The organism is Actinomycetospora sp. NBC_00405, assembly GCF_036044095.1.
Taxonomy (GTDB): domain Bacteria; phylum Actinomycetota; class Actinomycetes; order Mycobacteriales; family Pseudonocardiaceae; genus Actinomycetospora; species Actinomycetospora callitridis.
This window is the reverse complement of the sequence record NZ_CP107938.1, coordinates 3,027,794-3,043,534: the sequence shown is the minus strand read 5'-3', so window position 1 is coordinate 3,043,534 and position 15,741 is coordinate 3,027,794. Positions and strand designations below refer to the sequence as shown.

Genomic DNA, 15,741 nt, shown 5'->3' with positions numbered 1-15,741 from the left:
AGGGGGACGATCGCACGTGCGCCGTTCGGCCTCGCGTCAGCCGCTGCGCCCGAAGTCCTCCGGCGAGATGTTGTCGAGGAACGCCCGGAACCGGTCGACCTCGTCCTCGTCGGCGCCGCCGGCGCTGCTGGCCGTGGTCGCGGCCTCCTCGGCCTCGTCGTCCTCGACCACCACGCCGGCGTCGGTGAGGACGCCCTCGGTCGCGTGGATCGGCACGTCGGCGTGCAGCGCGATCGCGATCGAGTCGCTGGGCCGCGCCGAGACCCGCAGCCCGCGGTCGAAGACGAGGTCGGCGTAGAACGTGCCGCCGCGCACCTCGGTGATCTCGATGCGCTCGAGACGCCGCCCGAGCGCGGAGACCACGTCCGAGATCAGCACGTGGGTCAGCGGGCGCTCGGGGAGCCGTCCCTGCTGCTCGAGGGCGATGGCCTCGGCCTCGGCCAGCCCGATCCAGATCTGGAGGCAGCGCTTGCCCTCGGTCTCCTGCAGCAGCACGACGGGGTGCCGGCTCTCGCCCGATCCGGCACCCGAGCCGCCGCCCTGCTGGGTCGCGTCGTCCACGGCCAGCACGCCGACCACCCGCATCTCGCTCACGGTCCCAGCCTCCCACGTCTCCGGGCGCTCCCGGAGAGCTTCCGTCCCGCCGAATCCCGCGGCGGCGCTTGCCGGACCCGGATGCCCCGCCCGGCCCGGACGACACACGGACCCGCTTGCTCGCCGCGCCCCGGACGGTGCCTCGCCGCCTCGGATCCCGCCAGTCGGGTCTGGGACGATACGCACGTGGCGCGTGTGGTGGCGGTCGACGACGCGGCCGACCCGCGCCTCGCCGACTTCCGCGATCTCGCCCGCGCCGACCGGCGTCCCGACCGCCCCGGCGGGCGCGGTCTCGTGCTCGCCGAGGGCACCGTGGTCGTCCGCCGCCTGCTGGCCTCGCCCTACCCGCCGCGGGCCCTGCTCGGCGTGGCCCGCCGCGTCGAGGACCTCGCCCCCGACCTGGCCGGGGCCGACGTGCCCGCCTACGTCACCGACGCCGCGACGATGGCGGAGGTCGTCGGCTTCCACCTCAACCGGGGCGTGCTCGCCAGCGCCGACCGGGCGCCCGCGCCCGACCTCGCCGCGCTGCTGGCCGGCGCCCGCCGGGTGGCGCTGCTCGAGGGCGTCAACGACCACGAGAACCTCGGCGCGCTCTTCCGCAACGCCGCCGCCCTCGGGGTCGACGCCGTGCTCGTGGGTCCCGAGTGCGCCGATCCGCTCTACCGCCGCAGCGTCCGCGTCTCGATGGGCCACGTGCTGCGCGTGCCGTTCGCCACGTGCGGGCTCGCGGCGGCCGTGACGGCCCTGCGGGGCGCGGGGTTCACCCTCGCGGCCCTCACACCCGGCGGGAACCCCGGGGCGCTGGCGGAGCTCGCCGGGCACGCGCGCGTCGCCCTCGTGCTCGGCGCCGAGGGCCCGGGGCTGTCCGACGAGGCGCTCGCCGCCGCCGACGTCCGGGTCCGCATCCCGATGGCCGGCGACGTCGACTCGCTCAACGTCGCCACGGCCGCGGCCGTCGCGTTCCACGCCACGGCGGGCCCGGTGGGGTCGGCGTCGTGAAGGTCGTCGAGGTCCGCGCCGAGCGGGGGCGGGCGATGGTGGCCGGGGTGCCGCTGGGGGAGGCCGGGGACACGGGTACCGGCGGCCGGACGTGGGGCCTGCCGCCCGACCTCGTCGACGCGCTGCGGGAGTGGGCGCGCGTGGCCGCGTCGGTCCCCGCCCAGCCCGCTGCCGCCCAGCCCGCTGCCGCCCAGCCCGCTGGCGCCCAGGCCGACCCGACCACGGAGACGATCAGCCGCCGTGGCCGCCGGCTCGCCGCACGCCTGTCCGTGGAGCTGGACGCGCCCGTCGACTACTGCGACCCCGTCACCGGGCACCGCGTGGCGCTCCGGGCCGTCACGCGGACCCCGCACCCGCCGCCGGTGCCGCCGCTGCCCGTGCGGGCGAGCGAGAACGGCAACGGGGCGACACCCCACCTGCCCCCCGAGGCCCAGGAGCTCGACGCGGCCACCGCGGCCGCCGAACCGACCCCCTGGGGAGTCGGGCTGCTCCTCGTCGCCCTCGTGGGCGGGGTCGTGCTGCTGGCGAACCTGGCCCTCGCCGCGCCGCTGGTCACCGGCCTCGGCATGATCGGGCTGGCCGTCGACGCCGCGGTCGTCGCCGGGCTCGTGCCGGCCCTGTGGCTCAACCGGCACGTACCCACCTGGCGCTGGGCGGTGTACGGGACGTTCGTCGGCACCGGGCTCGCGCTGGTGTTCCTCGCGGTGGCGGCGTTCTAGCCCCGTCAGGTGCGGGGCGAGCGCGTCCCCAGCAGGACGTCCTCCCACGACGGGACGATCGGGTGGGCGCGCCGGCCCCGGCGGCTGCCCTCGCCGGGGTCGGTGGTCGGGGTGGCGACCTCGGCCGCGGCGGGCCCGGGGTCGACCGCGGGCGCGTCGGTCTCGTCGCGCTGTCCCGCGCGGGGGACCGGCACCTGCTCGCCGCCCGAGGAGGCGGCGCGGGGGGACGCGGAGGTCGGGGGCATCGCCGGGCGGGCCGAGCGGCCCCCGCGGCGGGCGGCGCCGCGCTCGGGCCGGCGGGAGCCCTGTCCGGTGCCCTGCCCCGACGAGGCATGCCCAGTCGAGGCATGTCCAGTCGAGGCATGTCCAGTCGAGGCATGTCCAGCCGAGCCGTGCCCCGACCCCGTGGGCCGGCGCGGGGCGATGTCGCCGGAGGCGGCCATCGCGGGGGTCTGTTCGAGGGCCTCGTCGAGGGCGTCGTGGAGCGTGCCGTCGCGGGTGGCCGGGCCGTCGCCCGCCTCGGGGTCCTCCGGCTTCTCGACGCGGCGCGGGCCCGCGGTCGGCTCCTGGCCGAGCAGCTCGCGGGCGGGGTCGTCGCGCGGGTCGACGGTGCCGCCGGCGGCGCCGGGCTTGAACGCCCAGCGGGCGACGTTGTCCGAGCGCCCCGCCTGCCAGGACAGCGTCACGATCCACGACGCGCCCTCGGCCTTGCTGGCGTCCCACCGGCCGTCGTCGAGGTCCTGCCCGCGGGCGGCGAACGTCGCGGCGACGATCTCGCCGAGCGTGCGCTCGTCGGTGCGGGCGGCGTCGCCGGGGAGCAGCGGGTGGGCGCGGCGGGCGATCTCGGCGACCCGGGCGCGCTCGAGCAGCACCGGGTAGGCGAAACGCTCGACGTGTGCGGCGCTGACCCCGCCGGCCGCCGCGACGTCGTCGACCGACTCGCCGGCCCGCACCCGCGCCTGGATGTCGCGGGGCCGCAGGGGACTGGTGATCTCGATCTCCATCTGCCCCAGCCTCCGGACGTCGCCGCGCGCGGCGGCCCGCAGTCGCTCGTCCCCCGACACCGCGAAGCGCTCGTGGCGGATCGGGTCCTCGAGGATCACGGTCTCGTGGTCGTCTCCCAGGCCGACGACGCGCAGCTGACGCATCAGGCCTCCCCGTCGGCTCGCGGGCCCGGACCCCGGACGTCGGTGCCACCCTGCGGCGGCGGTGGGGTGCGGTGCTCGCCCACCGACGCTAGGCGAGCGGTCTCCTCGGACGAGGGAGGCGCGCCGCCCGTGTCTCTCGTCTGCGTGGGACGGGAGACACGGGCGGGGCGGGCGTGACGCCTGAGCTAGCCCGTTCGGCCCAGCCGACTGGTCACGACTGACGCTCGATGACCCAGTCGATGCACTGGGTCAGCTTCGTGACGTCGTCCGGCTCGACCGCGGGGAACATCCCGACGCGCAGCTGGTTGCGTCCGAGCTTGCGGTACGGCTCGGTGTCGACGACGCCGTTGGCGCGCAGGGTGGCCGCGACGGCGGCAGCGTCCACGTCGTCGGTGAAGTCGACCGTGCCGACCACCTGCGAGCGGTGCGCCGGGTCGGCGACGAACGGCGTCGCGACCGACGACTCCTCAGCCCACCGGTACAGCCGGTCCGAGGAGTCCTTGGTGCGCCCGGTGGCCCAGTCGAGCCCGCCGCCGGCGTTCATCCACTCGATCTGGTCGGCCAGCAGCAGCAGCGTCGCCACGGCCGGGGTGTTGTAGGTCTGGTCCTTGCGGGAGTTGTCCAGCGCGGTGGGCAGCGAGAGGAACTCCGGGATCCAGCGCTCGCCCGGACGGTCCTTGTCGATCTGCTCGACGCGCTCGAGCGCGGCCGGCGACATGATCGCGATCCAGAGCCCGCCGTCGGCGGCGAACGACTTCTGGGGCGCGAAGTAGTAGACGTCGGACTCGCTGATCTGTACGGGCAGCCCACCCGCGCCGGAGGTGGCGTCGATCGCGACGAGCGCGTCGCCGGACCCGCTCGGGCGCGTGACGGGCACGGCCACACCGGTCGAGGTCTCGTTGTGGGCCCAGCCGATGAGGTCGGCGCTCGGGTCGGAGGTCGGCTCCGGGGCGCTGCCCGGGTCGGCGGAGACGACGATCGGGTCGGCGAGGAACGGGGCGCCCTTGGTCACCGAGGCGAACTTCGAGGAGAACTCGCCGTAGGTCAGGTGGAGGCTGCGCTCGCGCACCAGGCCGGCGGCCGCGGCGTCCCAGAAGGCGGTGGTCCCGCCGACGCCCAGGACGACCTCGTAGCCCTCGGGGATCGAGAACAGGTCGCGCAGGCCGGACCGCACGCGCCCGACGATCGACTTGACCGGCTTCTGGCGGTGCGACGTGCCCATCACGTCACCGGCCTGGGCCAGGTGGGCGAGCTGCTCGGGGCGCACCTTCGAGGGACCGCACCCGAACCGCCCGTCACTGGGCAGGAGCTCGGCGGGAATCTGCAGCGTGTCGGTCGACGTGGTCACGCCGGACATCCTCCCAGCGTCCCGCGACGACCGCTGTCGTGTGGGCCACGTCCGGGGTGGCTCACGCGCTCCGCGCCACCTCCGCGACGCCCCGCGGGGCCGGCCCGATGTACTGCGTCGACGGGCGGACGAGGCGCCCGGTGCGGCGCTGCTCGAGGACATGGGCGGACCAGCCGGCCGTCCGGGCGCACGTGAACATCGCCGGCATCACCTCCGCCGGGACGCCCGCGAGGTCGAGCATCACGGCGGCCCAGAACTCGACGTTGGTCTCGATCGCGCGGTCCGGCCGGCGCTCGCGCAGGGCGCTCAGCGCGGCGGTCTCGAGCGCGGCGGCCGCCTCGAAGCGCGGCGCGGACAGCTCCCGGGCGGTGCGGCGCAGGACGCGGGCGCGCGGGTCCTCGGCGCGGTAGACGCGGTGGCCGAAGCCCATGAGGCGCTCGGAGCGGTCGAGGATGCCCGCCACCACCGCGTCGGCGTCGCCCGTGCGCTCGACGTCGGCGATCATCGGCAGCACCCGGGCCGGCGCGCCGCCGTGCAGCGGGCCCGACATCGCGCCGACCGCCGCGGAGAGCGAGGCGGCCGCGTCGGCGCCGGTCGAGGCCACGACGCGGGCGGTGAAGGTCGAGGCGTTGAGCCCGTGCTCGGCGGCCGAGACCCAGTAGGCGTCCAGGGCCCGGACGTGCGTCGGGTCGGCCTCGCCCCGCCAGCGCGTCAGGAAGCGCGCCACCGGGTCGTCGATCGCGGACAGCTCGGCCTCGGGCACGGCCGGCAGGCCGTCGCTGCGGGCCGAGCGGGCGACGAGCGCGAGCGCCGCCGCCGCGCTCCGGGCGAGGTCGTCGCGGGCACGCTCCGGGGTGGCGTCGAGCAGGGGCGGCAGCGACCAGCGCGACCCGAGCAGCGCGAGCCCGGCCTGCACGTCGACCCGGACGTCGCCCGAGAACGGCGGCTCGAGCCCCGGCTCCTCGCGGGGCAGCGGGCGCCCGAGGTCGCCGTCGACGAGCAGCCCGAACACGTCGCCGAACCCCACCTGGCCGACGAGGTCGGTGATGTCGACCCCGCGGTAGCGCAGGGCCCCGCCGTCGCGGTCCGGCTCGGCGATCTCGGTGCGGAACGCGACGACGCCCTCGAGCCCCGGGGAGAAGCCCGGCGGCGGGGGCGGGACGGTCGGCCCGGAGGCGGGGACGGAGGCGGTGACGGGGGCGGTGCTCAACGGGTCCTCCTCGCGTCGCGGCACGGGATCCCGGTCGGGGCCCCGCTGCCCGGACGGGCCCGCCGGTCCACCGGGGGTGGGTGGTCGTGGGCCCAGCAGCACCGTGCTCCGCGATCCGCGGCGTCGGCAACGGAGGTGTCGCCGGACGGCTTGTGTTGCTGCTCACGTGGTGTGCACCGCTCCGTCGCCTACGGTGCGGCGGGAATTCCGGACAGCACGGACAGGACCGGGTTCCGGACGGCGATCGGCGAGGGAGACGGATGGCGGGGGACACCACGGGGCTGCCGGGCATGCGCGAGGACTACCGGGCGGCGACGCTCGACGCCGCGGACCTCGCCGCCACCTGGCACGAGCAGCTGATCGCCTGGATCGGCGCCGCCCGGGAGGCCGGCATGCCCGACGCCAACGCGATGGTCCTGGCCACCGGCGACGACGAGGGCCGCCTCACCACGCGCACGGTGCTGGCCAAGGACGTCGACGGCGGCGGCGTCACGTTCTTCACCAACTACACCTCGGAGAAGAGCCACCAGCTGCGCCAGACCCGCCGGACGTCGGCGACGTTCCCGTGGATCGCGCTCCAGCGGCAGGCGACGGTGATCGGCACCGTCGAGCTGCTGTCCCGCGAGGAGACCCTCACCTACTGGCGCACCCGCCCGCGCGGCTCGCAGCTCGGGGCGTGGGCGTCGCCCCAGTCGGCGGTCGTGCGCGACCGCGCCGCCCTCGAGGACCTGCTCGCCGGGGTCGCCGACCGCTTCGCCGACGACGAGGAGATCCCGCCGCCGCCGCACTGGGGCGGTTGGCGGATCGTGCCCACGCACGTCGAGTTCTGGCAGGGCCGCACGGACCGCCTGCACGACCGGCTGCGCTTCCGGCGGACCGATCCGGGGTGGGTCGTGGAGCGCCTCGCGCCGTAGGGGCGCAGGATCGCCGCCGTGGCACGTACGGCTCGCGGCTTCCTGGCCGACACCACCCCGCTGCGGACGCCGGCCTTCAAGCGTCTCTGGATCGCCGCGATCGTCACGGTCGTCGGCGCGCAGCTGTCGGTCGTCGCCGTCCCGACGCAGCTCTACCAGCTGACCGGGTCGTCGGCGTGGGTCGGCCTGACGGGGCTCTTCGGGCTGGTGCCCCTCATCGTCTTCGGGCTCTGGGGCGGCGCGATCGCGGACGCGGTCGACCGCCGCGGGCTGCTGGTGTTCACCGGGACCGGGCTCGCGGTGACGTCGCTGCTGCTCGGGCTGGTCACGGTCACCGGGATCGGCGGGCCGTGGGAGGTGCTGTCCCTCTACGCGGTGCAGACCGCGTTCCTGGCGATCAACCAGCCCACCCGGGCGGCGGTGCTGCCGCGGATCCTCCCGCACGACCAGCTGCCCGCGGCGAACACGCTGCTGTTCACCGTCACCCAGCTCGGGGCCATCGCCGGGCCGCTCCTCGCGGGGGTCGCGCTGACGTTCACGTCGGTCGGCACGCTCTACCTCGTCGACACGGTGTGCCTGACCGCCTCGATCTGGGCCGCCTTCAACCTGCCCCGCCTCCCGGTCGGCGACGGGCCGGGCGGCGTGCGCGGGGCGTTCCTGGCGGTGCGGCGCAGCGCCGGGATCAGCGGTGTCCTGGCGGGCTTCCGCTACATCGCGATGAGCCAGGTCCTGCTCGTCTCGTTCCTCGTCGACACCGTGGCGATGGCCGTCGGCATGCCCCGCGCGGTCTTCCCGGAGGCGGCCGAGCAGACGTTCGGCGACCCCCCGGGCGGCGGCCCGGCGCTCGGGGCGCTGTTCGCCTCGATCGCGATCGGCGCCACGCTCGGCGGGCTGTTCTCGGGGCGCCTGCACGGCATCCGGCGCCAGGGCGTGGCGGTGACGCTCGCCGTCTGCGCCTGGGGTGCCGGCGTGGCCCTCTCCGGGCTGACGTCGATGCTCTGGCTCGCCGTCGCCCTGCTCGCGCTCGCGGGAGCGGCCGACCTCGTCAGCGCCGTGTTCCGGCAGACGATGCTGCAGGTGGTCGCCACCGACGAGATGCGCGGGCGCATGCAGGGCGTGTTCACCGTCGTCGTCGCGGGCGGGCCCCGCCTCGGCGACCTGTGGCACGGCCCGGCCGCCGAGGCGTGGGGCACCGGCGTCGCGACCACCGTCGGCGGCGTCGGCGTGATCGTGCTGACCGTGATCGTGGTCGCGATCTTCCCGGTCTTCTGGCGCTACCGGGCCCCGCTGGCCGGCGACGAGCCCTCCACCGAGGCCTCCGGCGAGGCGGCCTCCGCGGACCCGCCCGAACGGCCGGGGAAGGTCTCCGACGACTGAACCCCGCCGGTCTCCGGCGCCACCGTCCGGGTCGACGCGGGGCCGTGCGGGAAGCCCAGTCCGTGCTGCGGCACCTCGGGCGACGCCGAGTCCAGCGGCACGGCGGGGGAGCGCACGAGCCCGAGCTGGGCGGTCTGGCGCGGCAGCAGGACGTCGAGGAGCCAGTCCACGGCCGTGCGCACGCGGTTCCCCGGCATCGACATCAGGTGGTAGCCGCGGGCGACGACGTGGGCGGGCTTGCCGGTGAGCCGCACGCCCAACGGGTTGGCGGCCGCGTCGAAGCCGCCGAGGTCGACGACGAAGCCGAGGTCGCGGTGCTTGTAGGTCCGCGACCGCCCGTGACCGAGCGAGGCCGCGACGTTCCGGCCGGCGAGACGGCCCTGGCGCTCGGCGTGCTGCGCGGTCATCGCGGTGTACTCGCCGGGACGGGCCCGGTCGGGCACCGCGGCGGCGTCCCCGCACGCGAAGACGTGGGGGTGGTCGGGGACGCGCAGCCGGGTGTCGACGACCATCCGGCCCTGCTCGACCTGCACCCCGAGGTCGTCGATCAACGGGTCGGGCCGGACGCCGACGCACCACAGCAGCGTGCGGGTGGGGACGTGCTCGCCGGACGAGGACAGGCGTACCCCGTCGCCGGTCGCCTCGTCCACCTCCTCGTGGGTGCGGACGTCGACGCCGCGCTCGCGCAGCACCCGGTCGGCGGTGGCCGAGAGGTGCCCGGCCAGCCCGGCGAGGATCTCGCCGCGGCTGACGAGCACCCACCGTGGGACCTCCTCCAGGCCGCGGCTGGCCGCGAGCTCCTTGGTGAACAGGTAGCCCTGGGCGGTGACCTCCGTGCCCGTGTAGCCCCCGCCCACCACGACGACGGTCAACCGAGCGGCGCGCTCCTCGGGGTCCTCGCACACCGCCGCGAGCTCGACCTGCCGGATGAGGTGGTCGCGCAGGTAGAGCGCCTCGGGCACGCCGCGGAAGCCCTGCGCGTACTCGGTGACGCCGGGCACCGGCAGCACCTTGTGCACGCTGCCGGCCGCGATGACCAGGCGGTCCCAGTGCGTCTCGTGGTGCACGCCCTCGGGGTCGAGCCACCCGATCCTGTGCCCGTCGAGGTCGAGCTCGTCGACCTCCCCGGGGGCGTGGCGCACGCAGCGCGGCAGCGCGGCGGCGAGCGCCACCGAGATCCGGCGCGGCTCGAGGATGCCGGACGCCACCTCCGGTAGCAGGGGGAGGTACAGGAAATAGTTGGTGGGGCTGACGAGGGTGATGTCCACCTCGTCGCCCATGCGCTTCGCCAGGGATCGCGCCGCCTGGAAGCCCGCGAACCCGCCGCCGACGATGACCACCTTCGGCGGTCGTCCGTCCTCGGCCCCACCTCTGCCTGGGGTCTCCTCCGTCATGTCCGGCACAGTGACCGTTCCGACCGGTGCGCGAAACCCGAGAACGCTGGACGCAAACCGATCGTCACAACCGCTAGCGTGTCCCGCCGTGCACCCGACCGGCGAGCAGATCGACCTCGTCGCCGGCGCGACGCACGCCGTCGTCACCGAGATGGGGGGCGGGCTGCGGGCGCTCGAGGTCGACGGCCGGGCCCGTGTGGAGGACTTCGAGGCCGACGCGGCCCCGCCGATGGGCGCGGGCATGGTCCTCGTGCCCTGGCCCAACCGCATCGCCGGCGCGCGCTACACCTGGCGCGGGCAGGAGTACGTCCTCGAGGTCACCGAGCCGGCCCGGCGGCACGCGAGCCACGGGTTCCTGCGGCGCCGTCCCTGGACGGTCGCCGAGCGTGCGGCGGACTCCGTCACCCTCACCGCCGAGGTCGACCCGGCGTGGGGCTGGCCGGGACCGCTGCACGTCGCGACCACCTACGTCGTCGACCCCACCGGGCTGACCGTCACCCACGCCCTGACCAACACCGGTGACGGCGACGTCCCCGCCGCCCTCGGCGCCCACCCCTACCTGCGTGTCGGCGACACCCCGCCCGCCGACTGCACGCTCACCCTGGCCGCCGACCGGATCGTCGACGTCGACGACGTCCTGATCCCCACCGGCATCCGGCCCGTGACCGCCGACGAGGACCTCCGCGGCGGGCGCCGCGTCGCCGACCTCACGCTCGACACGTGCTTCGGCGCCGCCGCCGGGCCCGACGGCGTGCTCGGCGTGCTGAGCGCCCCCGACGGACGGTCGACCGCCCTGTGGGCCGACGCCGACGTGCGCTGGGTCCAGGTCTTCACTCCCGACGACCTCGACGGACGGGGCCGCGCGGTCGCCGTCGAGCCGATGACCTGCCCGCCCGACGCCCTGAACTCGGGCACCGATCTCGAGGTCCTCGCGCCGGGGCAGACGTGGAGGTTCTCGTGGGGGATCGCGGCTCGGGACGGCTCGTGACCGGGCGCGGCGTGACCGGGCGGATCGTGGTCGGTGGCGAGGCGCTGGTCGACCTGGTGCCGACCGGCGAGGAGCACGCCGGCGACCCCGCCCTGCAGCCCCTCGCCCCGCGGCTGGGCGGTGGCCCGTTCAACACCGCCGTCGGGCTGGGCCGCCTCGGCGTGCCGACGACGATGCTCACGCGGCTGTCGACGGACCCGTTCGGCGACGCGCTGGTGGCCCGCCTGCAGGCCCAGGGCGTCGACACCGCGCACGTCCAGCGCGGGCCGGAGCCGACGACGCTGGCGGTCGTGACGCTCGACGGCGACGGCGCCGCCCGCTACACGTTCCACGTCGAGGGCACCGCGGACCGCCTCGTCGCCGACCCCGGCGAGCTCCCCGAGGACACCGCCGCCGTGGCGGTCGGGACCCTCTCGCTGGTGCTCGAGCCCGGGGCGTCGCGCTACGCCGCGCTGGCCGCCCGCGAGGCCGCGCGCGGCCGGCTGGTGAGCCTCGACCCGAACCTGCGGCCCGGGCTCGTCGACGACCCCGACGCCGTGATCGCCCGCCTCGACGGGATCGCCGCGGTGGCGGGCCTGGTCAAGATGTCCGACGAGGACGCCGAGCGCTGGGGTCGTTCGCCGCAGGACGTGCTCGACGCCGGGGCGGGCGCGGTGGTGCTCACCCGCGGCGCCTCGGGTCTGACCGCGCACACGCGCGGCGGCGGGGTCGTCTCGGTGCCCTCGGACGAGATCGGTCCGCTGGTGGACACGATCGGCGCCGGCGACAGCGTGCACGCCGCGCTGCTGGCCTGGCTGGCCGACCACGACGCACTCGACCGCGCGGCTGTGACGGCGCTCGACGCCGACGCGTGGGCCGGCGCGCTCGGGTTCGCGGCCCGGGCGGCCGCCTGGACCGTGTCCCGCGCGGGTGCCGAACCGCCGTGGCGGGTCGAGCTGGATCAGGGCGCCTCGAACGACCGCCGGTAACATGGCTGTCACACAGTGACACGCACCACGTCCGGCAACGGGCCGCCTCGTGATGCGTCACAAGCCGCGCGGGCGCTACGGTTCGCGCTCGAACGACCCCGATGCTGCGGGAGCGCGCCGCGGGGAGAACCCCCGGCGGCCGGGCCGCCCCTCCCGCTCACACCAGCGTGAGAGGGACTGACTGCGAATGGCCAGCGAGGACTCCGAGAAGCGCACCGCCACGCTGTCGTACCCGGGCGGCGAGCACACGATGGAGATCGTCGAGGCGACCGAGGGCGCCTCGGGTGTCTCGCTCGGGAAGATGCTCGGCGACACGGGGCTGATCACCCTCGACCCGGGCTACGTGAACACCGGCGCCTGTCGCTCGGACATCACCTACATCGACGGTGACGCGGGCATCCTGCGCTACCGCGGCTACCCGATCGAGGACCTGGCGAAGAACTCCACCTTCGTCGAGACCAGCTACCTCCTGATCTACGGCGAGCTGCCGAACAAGCAGCAGCTCGAGGCGTTCACCGACCAGATCCAGCGGCACACGATGCTGCACGAGGACCTGAAGAAGTTCTTCGACGGCTTCCCGGTCGACGCGCACCCGATGCCGGTGCTGTCGTCGGCGGTCTCGGCGCTGTCGACCTTCTACCAGCGCGCCCTCGACCCGTTCGACGAGCCGAACGTCGACCTCTCGAGCGTCCGCCTGCTGGCCAAGGTCCCGACGATCGCGGCCTACGCCTACAAGAACTCGATCGGCCAGCCGTTCCTCTACCCGGACAACTCGCTGGGCCTGGTCGAGAACTTCCTGCGCCTGACCTTCGGCCTGCCCGCCGAGCCGTACCAGGTCGACCCGGACGTGGCCAAGGCGCTGGACATGCTGTTCATCCTCCACGCCGACCACGAGCAGAACTGCTCGACGTCGACGGTGCGCATGATCGGCTCGTCGCAGGCCAACCTCTTCGCCTCGATCTCCGGGGGCATCAACGCCCTGTTCGGCCCGCTGCACGGCGGCGCCAACGCGGCGGTGCTCACGATGCTCGAGGGCATCCGCGACAACGAGGGCAACGCCGACGAGTTCGTCCGCAAGGTCAAGAACAAGGAGCCGGGCGTCCGGCTCATGGGCTTCGGCCACCGCGTCTACAAGAACTACGACCCCCGCGCGGCGATCGTGCGCGACACCGCGCGCGGGATCATCGAGAAGCTCGGCGGCGGCGACCAGATGCTCGACATCGCCATGCGGCTCGAGGAGTACGCGCTCGAGGACGACTACTTCGTCGAGCGCAAGCTCTACCCGAACGTCGACTTCTACACCGGCCTGATCTACCAGGCGATGGGCTTCCCGACCGAGATGTTCACGGTGCTCTTCGCCATCGGCCGCCTGCCGGGCTGGATCGCCCACTGGCGCGAGATGATCGACGACCCGGACACCCGCATCGGGCGCCCCCGGCAGGTCTACACCGGGCCCACCGAGCGCGCGTACGTGAACCTCGACCAGCGGTGACCTGACGCAGCGAACGTGCTGTTCGCTGCTTCTAGGCGCACGGACTCCCCGCTGATCACACGTGGTGGCTGCCCAGGGCGTGCTCGGCGCGTTCCTGGGTAGCCACTGCTCATGGGCGACGATGTCGACGACACGGCGATCGTGTGGTTCCGCCGTGACCTGCGGGTGCACGACCAGCCGATCTTCGACGCCGCGGCGGCGCGGGCGAAGCGCTCGCTGGCGGTCTTCGTCCTCGACGAGACGTTGCTCGGCCCGTCCGGCAAGGCCCGGCGGACGTTCCTCTACCGCAGCCTGCGCGACCTCGACGAGTCGCTGGGCGGGCGCCTCCTCGTCGTCCGGGGCGACCCTGCCGAGGTGATCCCGAAGCTCGCCGGGGCCGTGAAGGCCGGCAGCGTGCACATCGCCGCCGACTTCGGGCCCTACGGACGCGAGCGCGACGAGGCCGTCGAGAAGGCCCTGGGGGAGCGCGACGTCGAGCTGGTGCGCACCGGCTCGCCGTACGCCGTGGCCCCGGGGCGGATCACGAAGTCCGACGGCGAGCCCTACAAGGTCTTCACGCCGTTCAGCCGGGCCTGGGTGCAGCACGGCTGGCGGGCACCCGCCGAGACCGACGCGTCGAGCGTCGACTGGATGGACCCCGGCGAGAAGGACGGCGGCCCGCGGGCCGTCAAGGTCCCCGACGACGACGCCCCGGAGGCCGAGCTGCCCGCCGCGGGTGAGCGTGCGGCCCGGGAGCAGTGGGAGGCGTTCGTCGACGAGCACCTGACCGACTACGACGACCTGCGCAACCGCCCCGATCGGCCGGCGACGTCGCGGATGTCGGTGTACCTGAAGTACGGCGTCATCCACCCGCGCACGATGCTCGCGGACCTGGGGGGCGCGGGGAAGGGCCCGGCGTCGTACCGCAACGAGCTCTGCTTCCGCGACTTCTACGCCGCGGTGCTCTGGTTCTGGCCCCGGTCGGCGCGCGAGAACTTCGACCCGAAGTTCGACCGGATCACCCTCGACAGCGGGAAGTCCGCCGACGAGAAGTTCCGCGCCTGGCAGGAGGGGCGCACCGGCTTCCCCGCCATCGACGCGGCGATGCGCCAGCTGCGCGGCGAGGCGTGGATGCACAACCGCATGCGCATGGCCGTCGCGTCGTTCCTCGTCAAGGACCTGCACCTGCCGTGGTGGTGGGGCGCGCGGCACTTCCTCGACCTGCTCGTCGACGGCGACCTCGCGTCGAACCAGCACGGCTGGCAGTGGGCTGCGGGCACGGGCACCGACGCGGCGCCCTACTTCCGCGTGTTCAACCCCGTGACCCAGGGGGAGCGCTTCGACCCGCAGGGCGAGTACGTCCGGCGCTGGGTGCCCGAGCTCGCCGGCGTCGAGGGCAAGAAGGTCCACCAGCCCTGGGCCCTCGCCGAGCCCCCGTCCGACTACCCGGCCCCGATCGTCGACCACAAGGCCGAGCGCCAGGAGGCCCTGACCCGCTTCAACGCCCTCTGAGCCGTCGGCACGCGGGCCGAGTGTGCGCCCATCATGATCGGAACGCTTCGTTGATCACGATGGACGCACACTCGACGCCCTCGTGTGGCGATCAGCCGCCGATCAGGCCCTGCTGCTGGAGGAACTCGGTCGCGACCTGCTGGGCGTCGCGGCCCTGGGACGAGATCTGGCCGTTGAGGTTGAGCATGACGTCGTCGGTCAGGCGCGGCGAGATCTGGTCGAAGACCTGGACGACCTGCGGGTTCCGGTCGACGACCTGCTTGCGGATGGTGTTCGACGCGTTGTACTTCGGGAAGAAGTTCTTGTCGTCGGCCAGCGACACGAGGTTCAGCGCAGGGATGCGGCCGTCGGTGGTGAACACCTCGCCGAAGAAGCAGGGGTTGCCGTTGGCGGTGGCCTGGTAGATCGCGCCGGTGTCGATGACGGTGAGGGCCGGCGGGGCGTCGTAGGGACGGGTGACGCCGTAGGTGGTCAGCAGGTTCGGCAGGCCGTCGTTGCGGCTGGCGAACTCGGCCTCGACGCAGGTGGTGGCCTGCGGGTTGCCGCTGTTGATGAAGTTGGCCCAGTCCGTGGTCGTGCGGATGTTGTTCTGGTCGGAGAAGGCCCGGGTCGTGGCGATCGCGTAGGTGTTGTTGAACGGCGTGGGGTTCGTCCAGACGATCTGGTTGCGCTGCAGGTCCTGGTCCCGCACGGCGACGTACTGCTGCTGGGAGTCGGGGATCGGCGTGGTGTTGCCGAGGTTCGTGATCCATCCGGTGCCGGTGTAGGACCAGCCCATGTCGATCTCGCCGGAGAGCAGGGCCTGACGGGCCGCGGCGGAGCCGGTGATGTTGCACCGGTCGTTGACGGTCGCGCCCACCGACTGCAGGGCCGACACGCTGATCTTGCAGAGCAGCAGCTGCTCGTCGAACTCCTGGCCGCCGACCGTGTAGGTCTGGCCGGCGAGGTTGATGCCACTGGCGGCGAGGCTGCCGCCCTCGGCGGCGGGCTGACCGGAGCCGGAGAGGCCACCACAGGCGGCGAGCAGGAACGCGAGGGCGGCGAGCGTCACTGCGGCGGCCGCGCGGTTGGACCTTCGGAGAAGCATCGGATGATCCTT

The 15,741-nt window shown here is 74.6% G+C and carries 14 protein-coding genes; 8 read left to right on the top strand and 6 right to left on the bottom strand.

Going from position 1 to position 15,741, the window contains the following annotated elements; genetic code table 11:
• Nucleotides 1-36: 36 nt before the first annotated feature.
• Nucleotides 37-594 carry a bifunctional nuclease family protein gene (locus tag OG774_RS14950; protein ID WP_274192649.1) on the bottom strand — a complete coding sequence of 186 codons (558 nt, stop codon included), beginning with the start codon at nt 592-594 and terminating at the stop codon, nt 37-39.
• Nucleotides 595-780: 186 nt separating this feature from the next.
• Here OG774_RS14950 and OG774_RS14945 point away from each other — a divergent pair, with 186 nt between their 5' ends.
• Both OG774_RS14945 and OG774_RS14940 read left to right on the top strand, forming a co-directional pair.
• Nucleotides 781-1,593 (top strand): TrmH family RNA methyltransferase, encoded by an 813-nt coding sequence (locus OG774_RS14945; protein WP_328301764.1) that lies wholly within the window; start codon nt 781-783, stop codon nt 1,591-1,593.
• Complete coding sequence (locus OG774_RS14940; protein ID WP_328301762.1) at nt 1,590-2,312, top strand: DUF2537 domain-containing protein; 723 nt, start codon at nt 1,590-1,592, stop codon at nt 2,310-2,312. The genes OG774_RS14945 and OG774_RS14940 overlap by 4 nt, the downstream gene beginning before the upstream one ends.
• A 5-nt stretch (nt 2,313-2,317) precedes the next feature.
• Here the strand turns inward: OG774_RS14940 and sepH are convergent, their stop codons facing one another.
• The 3 genes from sepH to OG774_RS14925 form a co-directional block, all read right to left on the bottom strand.
• Entirely contained in the window at nt 2,318-3,460 is a 1,143-nt protein-coding gene (sepH, locus tag OG774_RS14935; protein WP_328301760.1) for a septation protein SepH, read from the bottom strand.
• Between the two features lie 211 nt (nt 3,461-3,671).
• Nucleotides 3,672-4,817 (bottom strand): phosphoserine transaminase, encoded by a 1,146-nt coding sequence (gene serC / locus OG774_RS14930; RefSeq protein WP_442873878.1) that lies wholly within the window; start codon nt 4,815-4,817, stop codon nt 3,672-3,674.
• A gap of 52 nt (nt 4,818-4,869) precedes the next feature.
• A complete protein-coding gene (locus tag OG774_RS14925; RefSeq protein ID WP_328301756.1) occupies nt 4,870-6,018 on the bottom strand; it encodes a citrate synthase 2 in 1,149 nt (382 codons plus the stop codon).
• A 260-nt stretch (nt 6,019-6,278) separates the two neighbouring features.
• On the opposite strand from OG774_RS14925, the gene pdxH reads away from it, so the two are divergent.
• Both pdxH and OG774_RS14915 read left to right on the top strand, forming a co-directional pair.
• Nucleotides 6,279-6,932, top strand: a complete 654-nt coding sequence (gene pdxH, locus OG774_RS14920; protein WP_328301754.1) for a pyridoxamine 5'-phosphate oxidase — start codon at nt 6,279-6,281, stop codon at nt 6,930-6,932.
• An 18-nt stretch (nt 6,933-6,950) separates the two neighbouring features.
• Nucleotides 6,951-8,309 (top strand): MFS transporter, encoded by a 1,359-nt coding sequence (locus tag OG774_RS14915; RefSeq protein ID WP_328301752.1) that lies wholly within the window; start codon nt 6,951-6,953, stop codon nt 8,307-8,309.
• On the opposite strand, the gene OG774_RS14910 is transcribed toward OG774_RS14915, so the two are convergent.
• A complete protein-coding gene (locus OG774_RS14910; RefSeq protein WP_328301750.1) occupies nt 8,207-9,703 on the bottom strand; it encodes an NAD(P)/FAD-dependent oxidoreductase in 1,497 nt (498 codons plus the stop codon). The two genes, OG774_RS14915 and OG774_RS14910, sit on opposite strands and share 103 nt — an antisense overlap.
• An 88-nt stretch (nt 9,704-9,791) precedes the next feature.
• On the opposite strand from OG774_RS14910, the gene OG774_RS14905 reads away from it, so the two are divergent.
• The 4 genes from OG774_RS14905 to OG774_RS14890 all read left to right on the top strand — a co-directional run bounded on the left by OG774_RS14905 (nt 9,792) and on the right by OG774_RS14890 (nt 14,642).
• Nucleotides 9,792-10,691 (top strand): aldose 1-epimerase family protein, encoded by a 900-nt coding sequence (locus OG774_RS14905; protein ID WP_328301748.1) that lies wholly within the window; start codon nt 9,792-9,794, stop codon nt 10,689-10,691.
• Nucleotides 10,688-11,659, top strand: a complete 972-nt coding sequence (locus tag OG774_RS14900; protein ID WP_328301746.1) for a carbohydrate kinase family protein — start codon at nt 10,688-10,690, stop codon at nt 11,657-11,659. Before OG774_RS14905 ends, OG774_RS14900 begins: the two co-directional genes overlap by 4 nt.
• A gap of 187 nt (nt 11,660-11,846) precedes the next feature.
• A complete protein-coding gene (locus OG774_RS14895) occupies nt 11,847-13,151 on the top strand; it encodes a citrate synthase (RefSeq protein ID WP_328301744.1) in 1,305 nt (434 codons plus the stop codon).
• A 111-nt stretch (nt 13,152-13,262) separates the two neighbouring features.
• Nucleotides 13,263-14,642: a cryptochrome/photolyase family protein gene (locus tag OG774_RS14890; RefSeq protein WP_328301742.1), complete on the top strand. Its 1,380-nt coding sequence runs from the start codon at nt 13,263-13,265 to the stop codon at nt 14,640-14,642.
• Nucleotides 14,643-14,733: 91 nt separating this feature from the next.
• Here the strand turns inward: OG774_RS14890 and OG774_RS14885 are convergent, their stop codons facing one another.
• On the bottom strand, nt 14,734-15,729 hold the full coding sequence (locus OG774_RS14885; RefSeq protein WP_328301740.1) for a glycine betaine ABC transporter substrate-binding protein: 996 nt from the start codon (nt 15,727-15,729) through the stop codon (nt 14,734-14,736).
• Nucleotides 15,730-15,741: the final 12 nt, after the last annotated feature.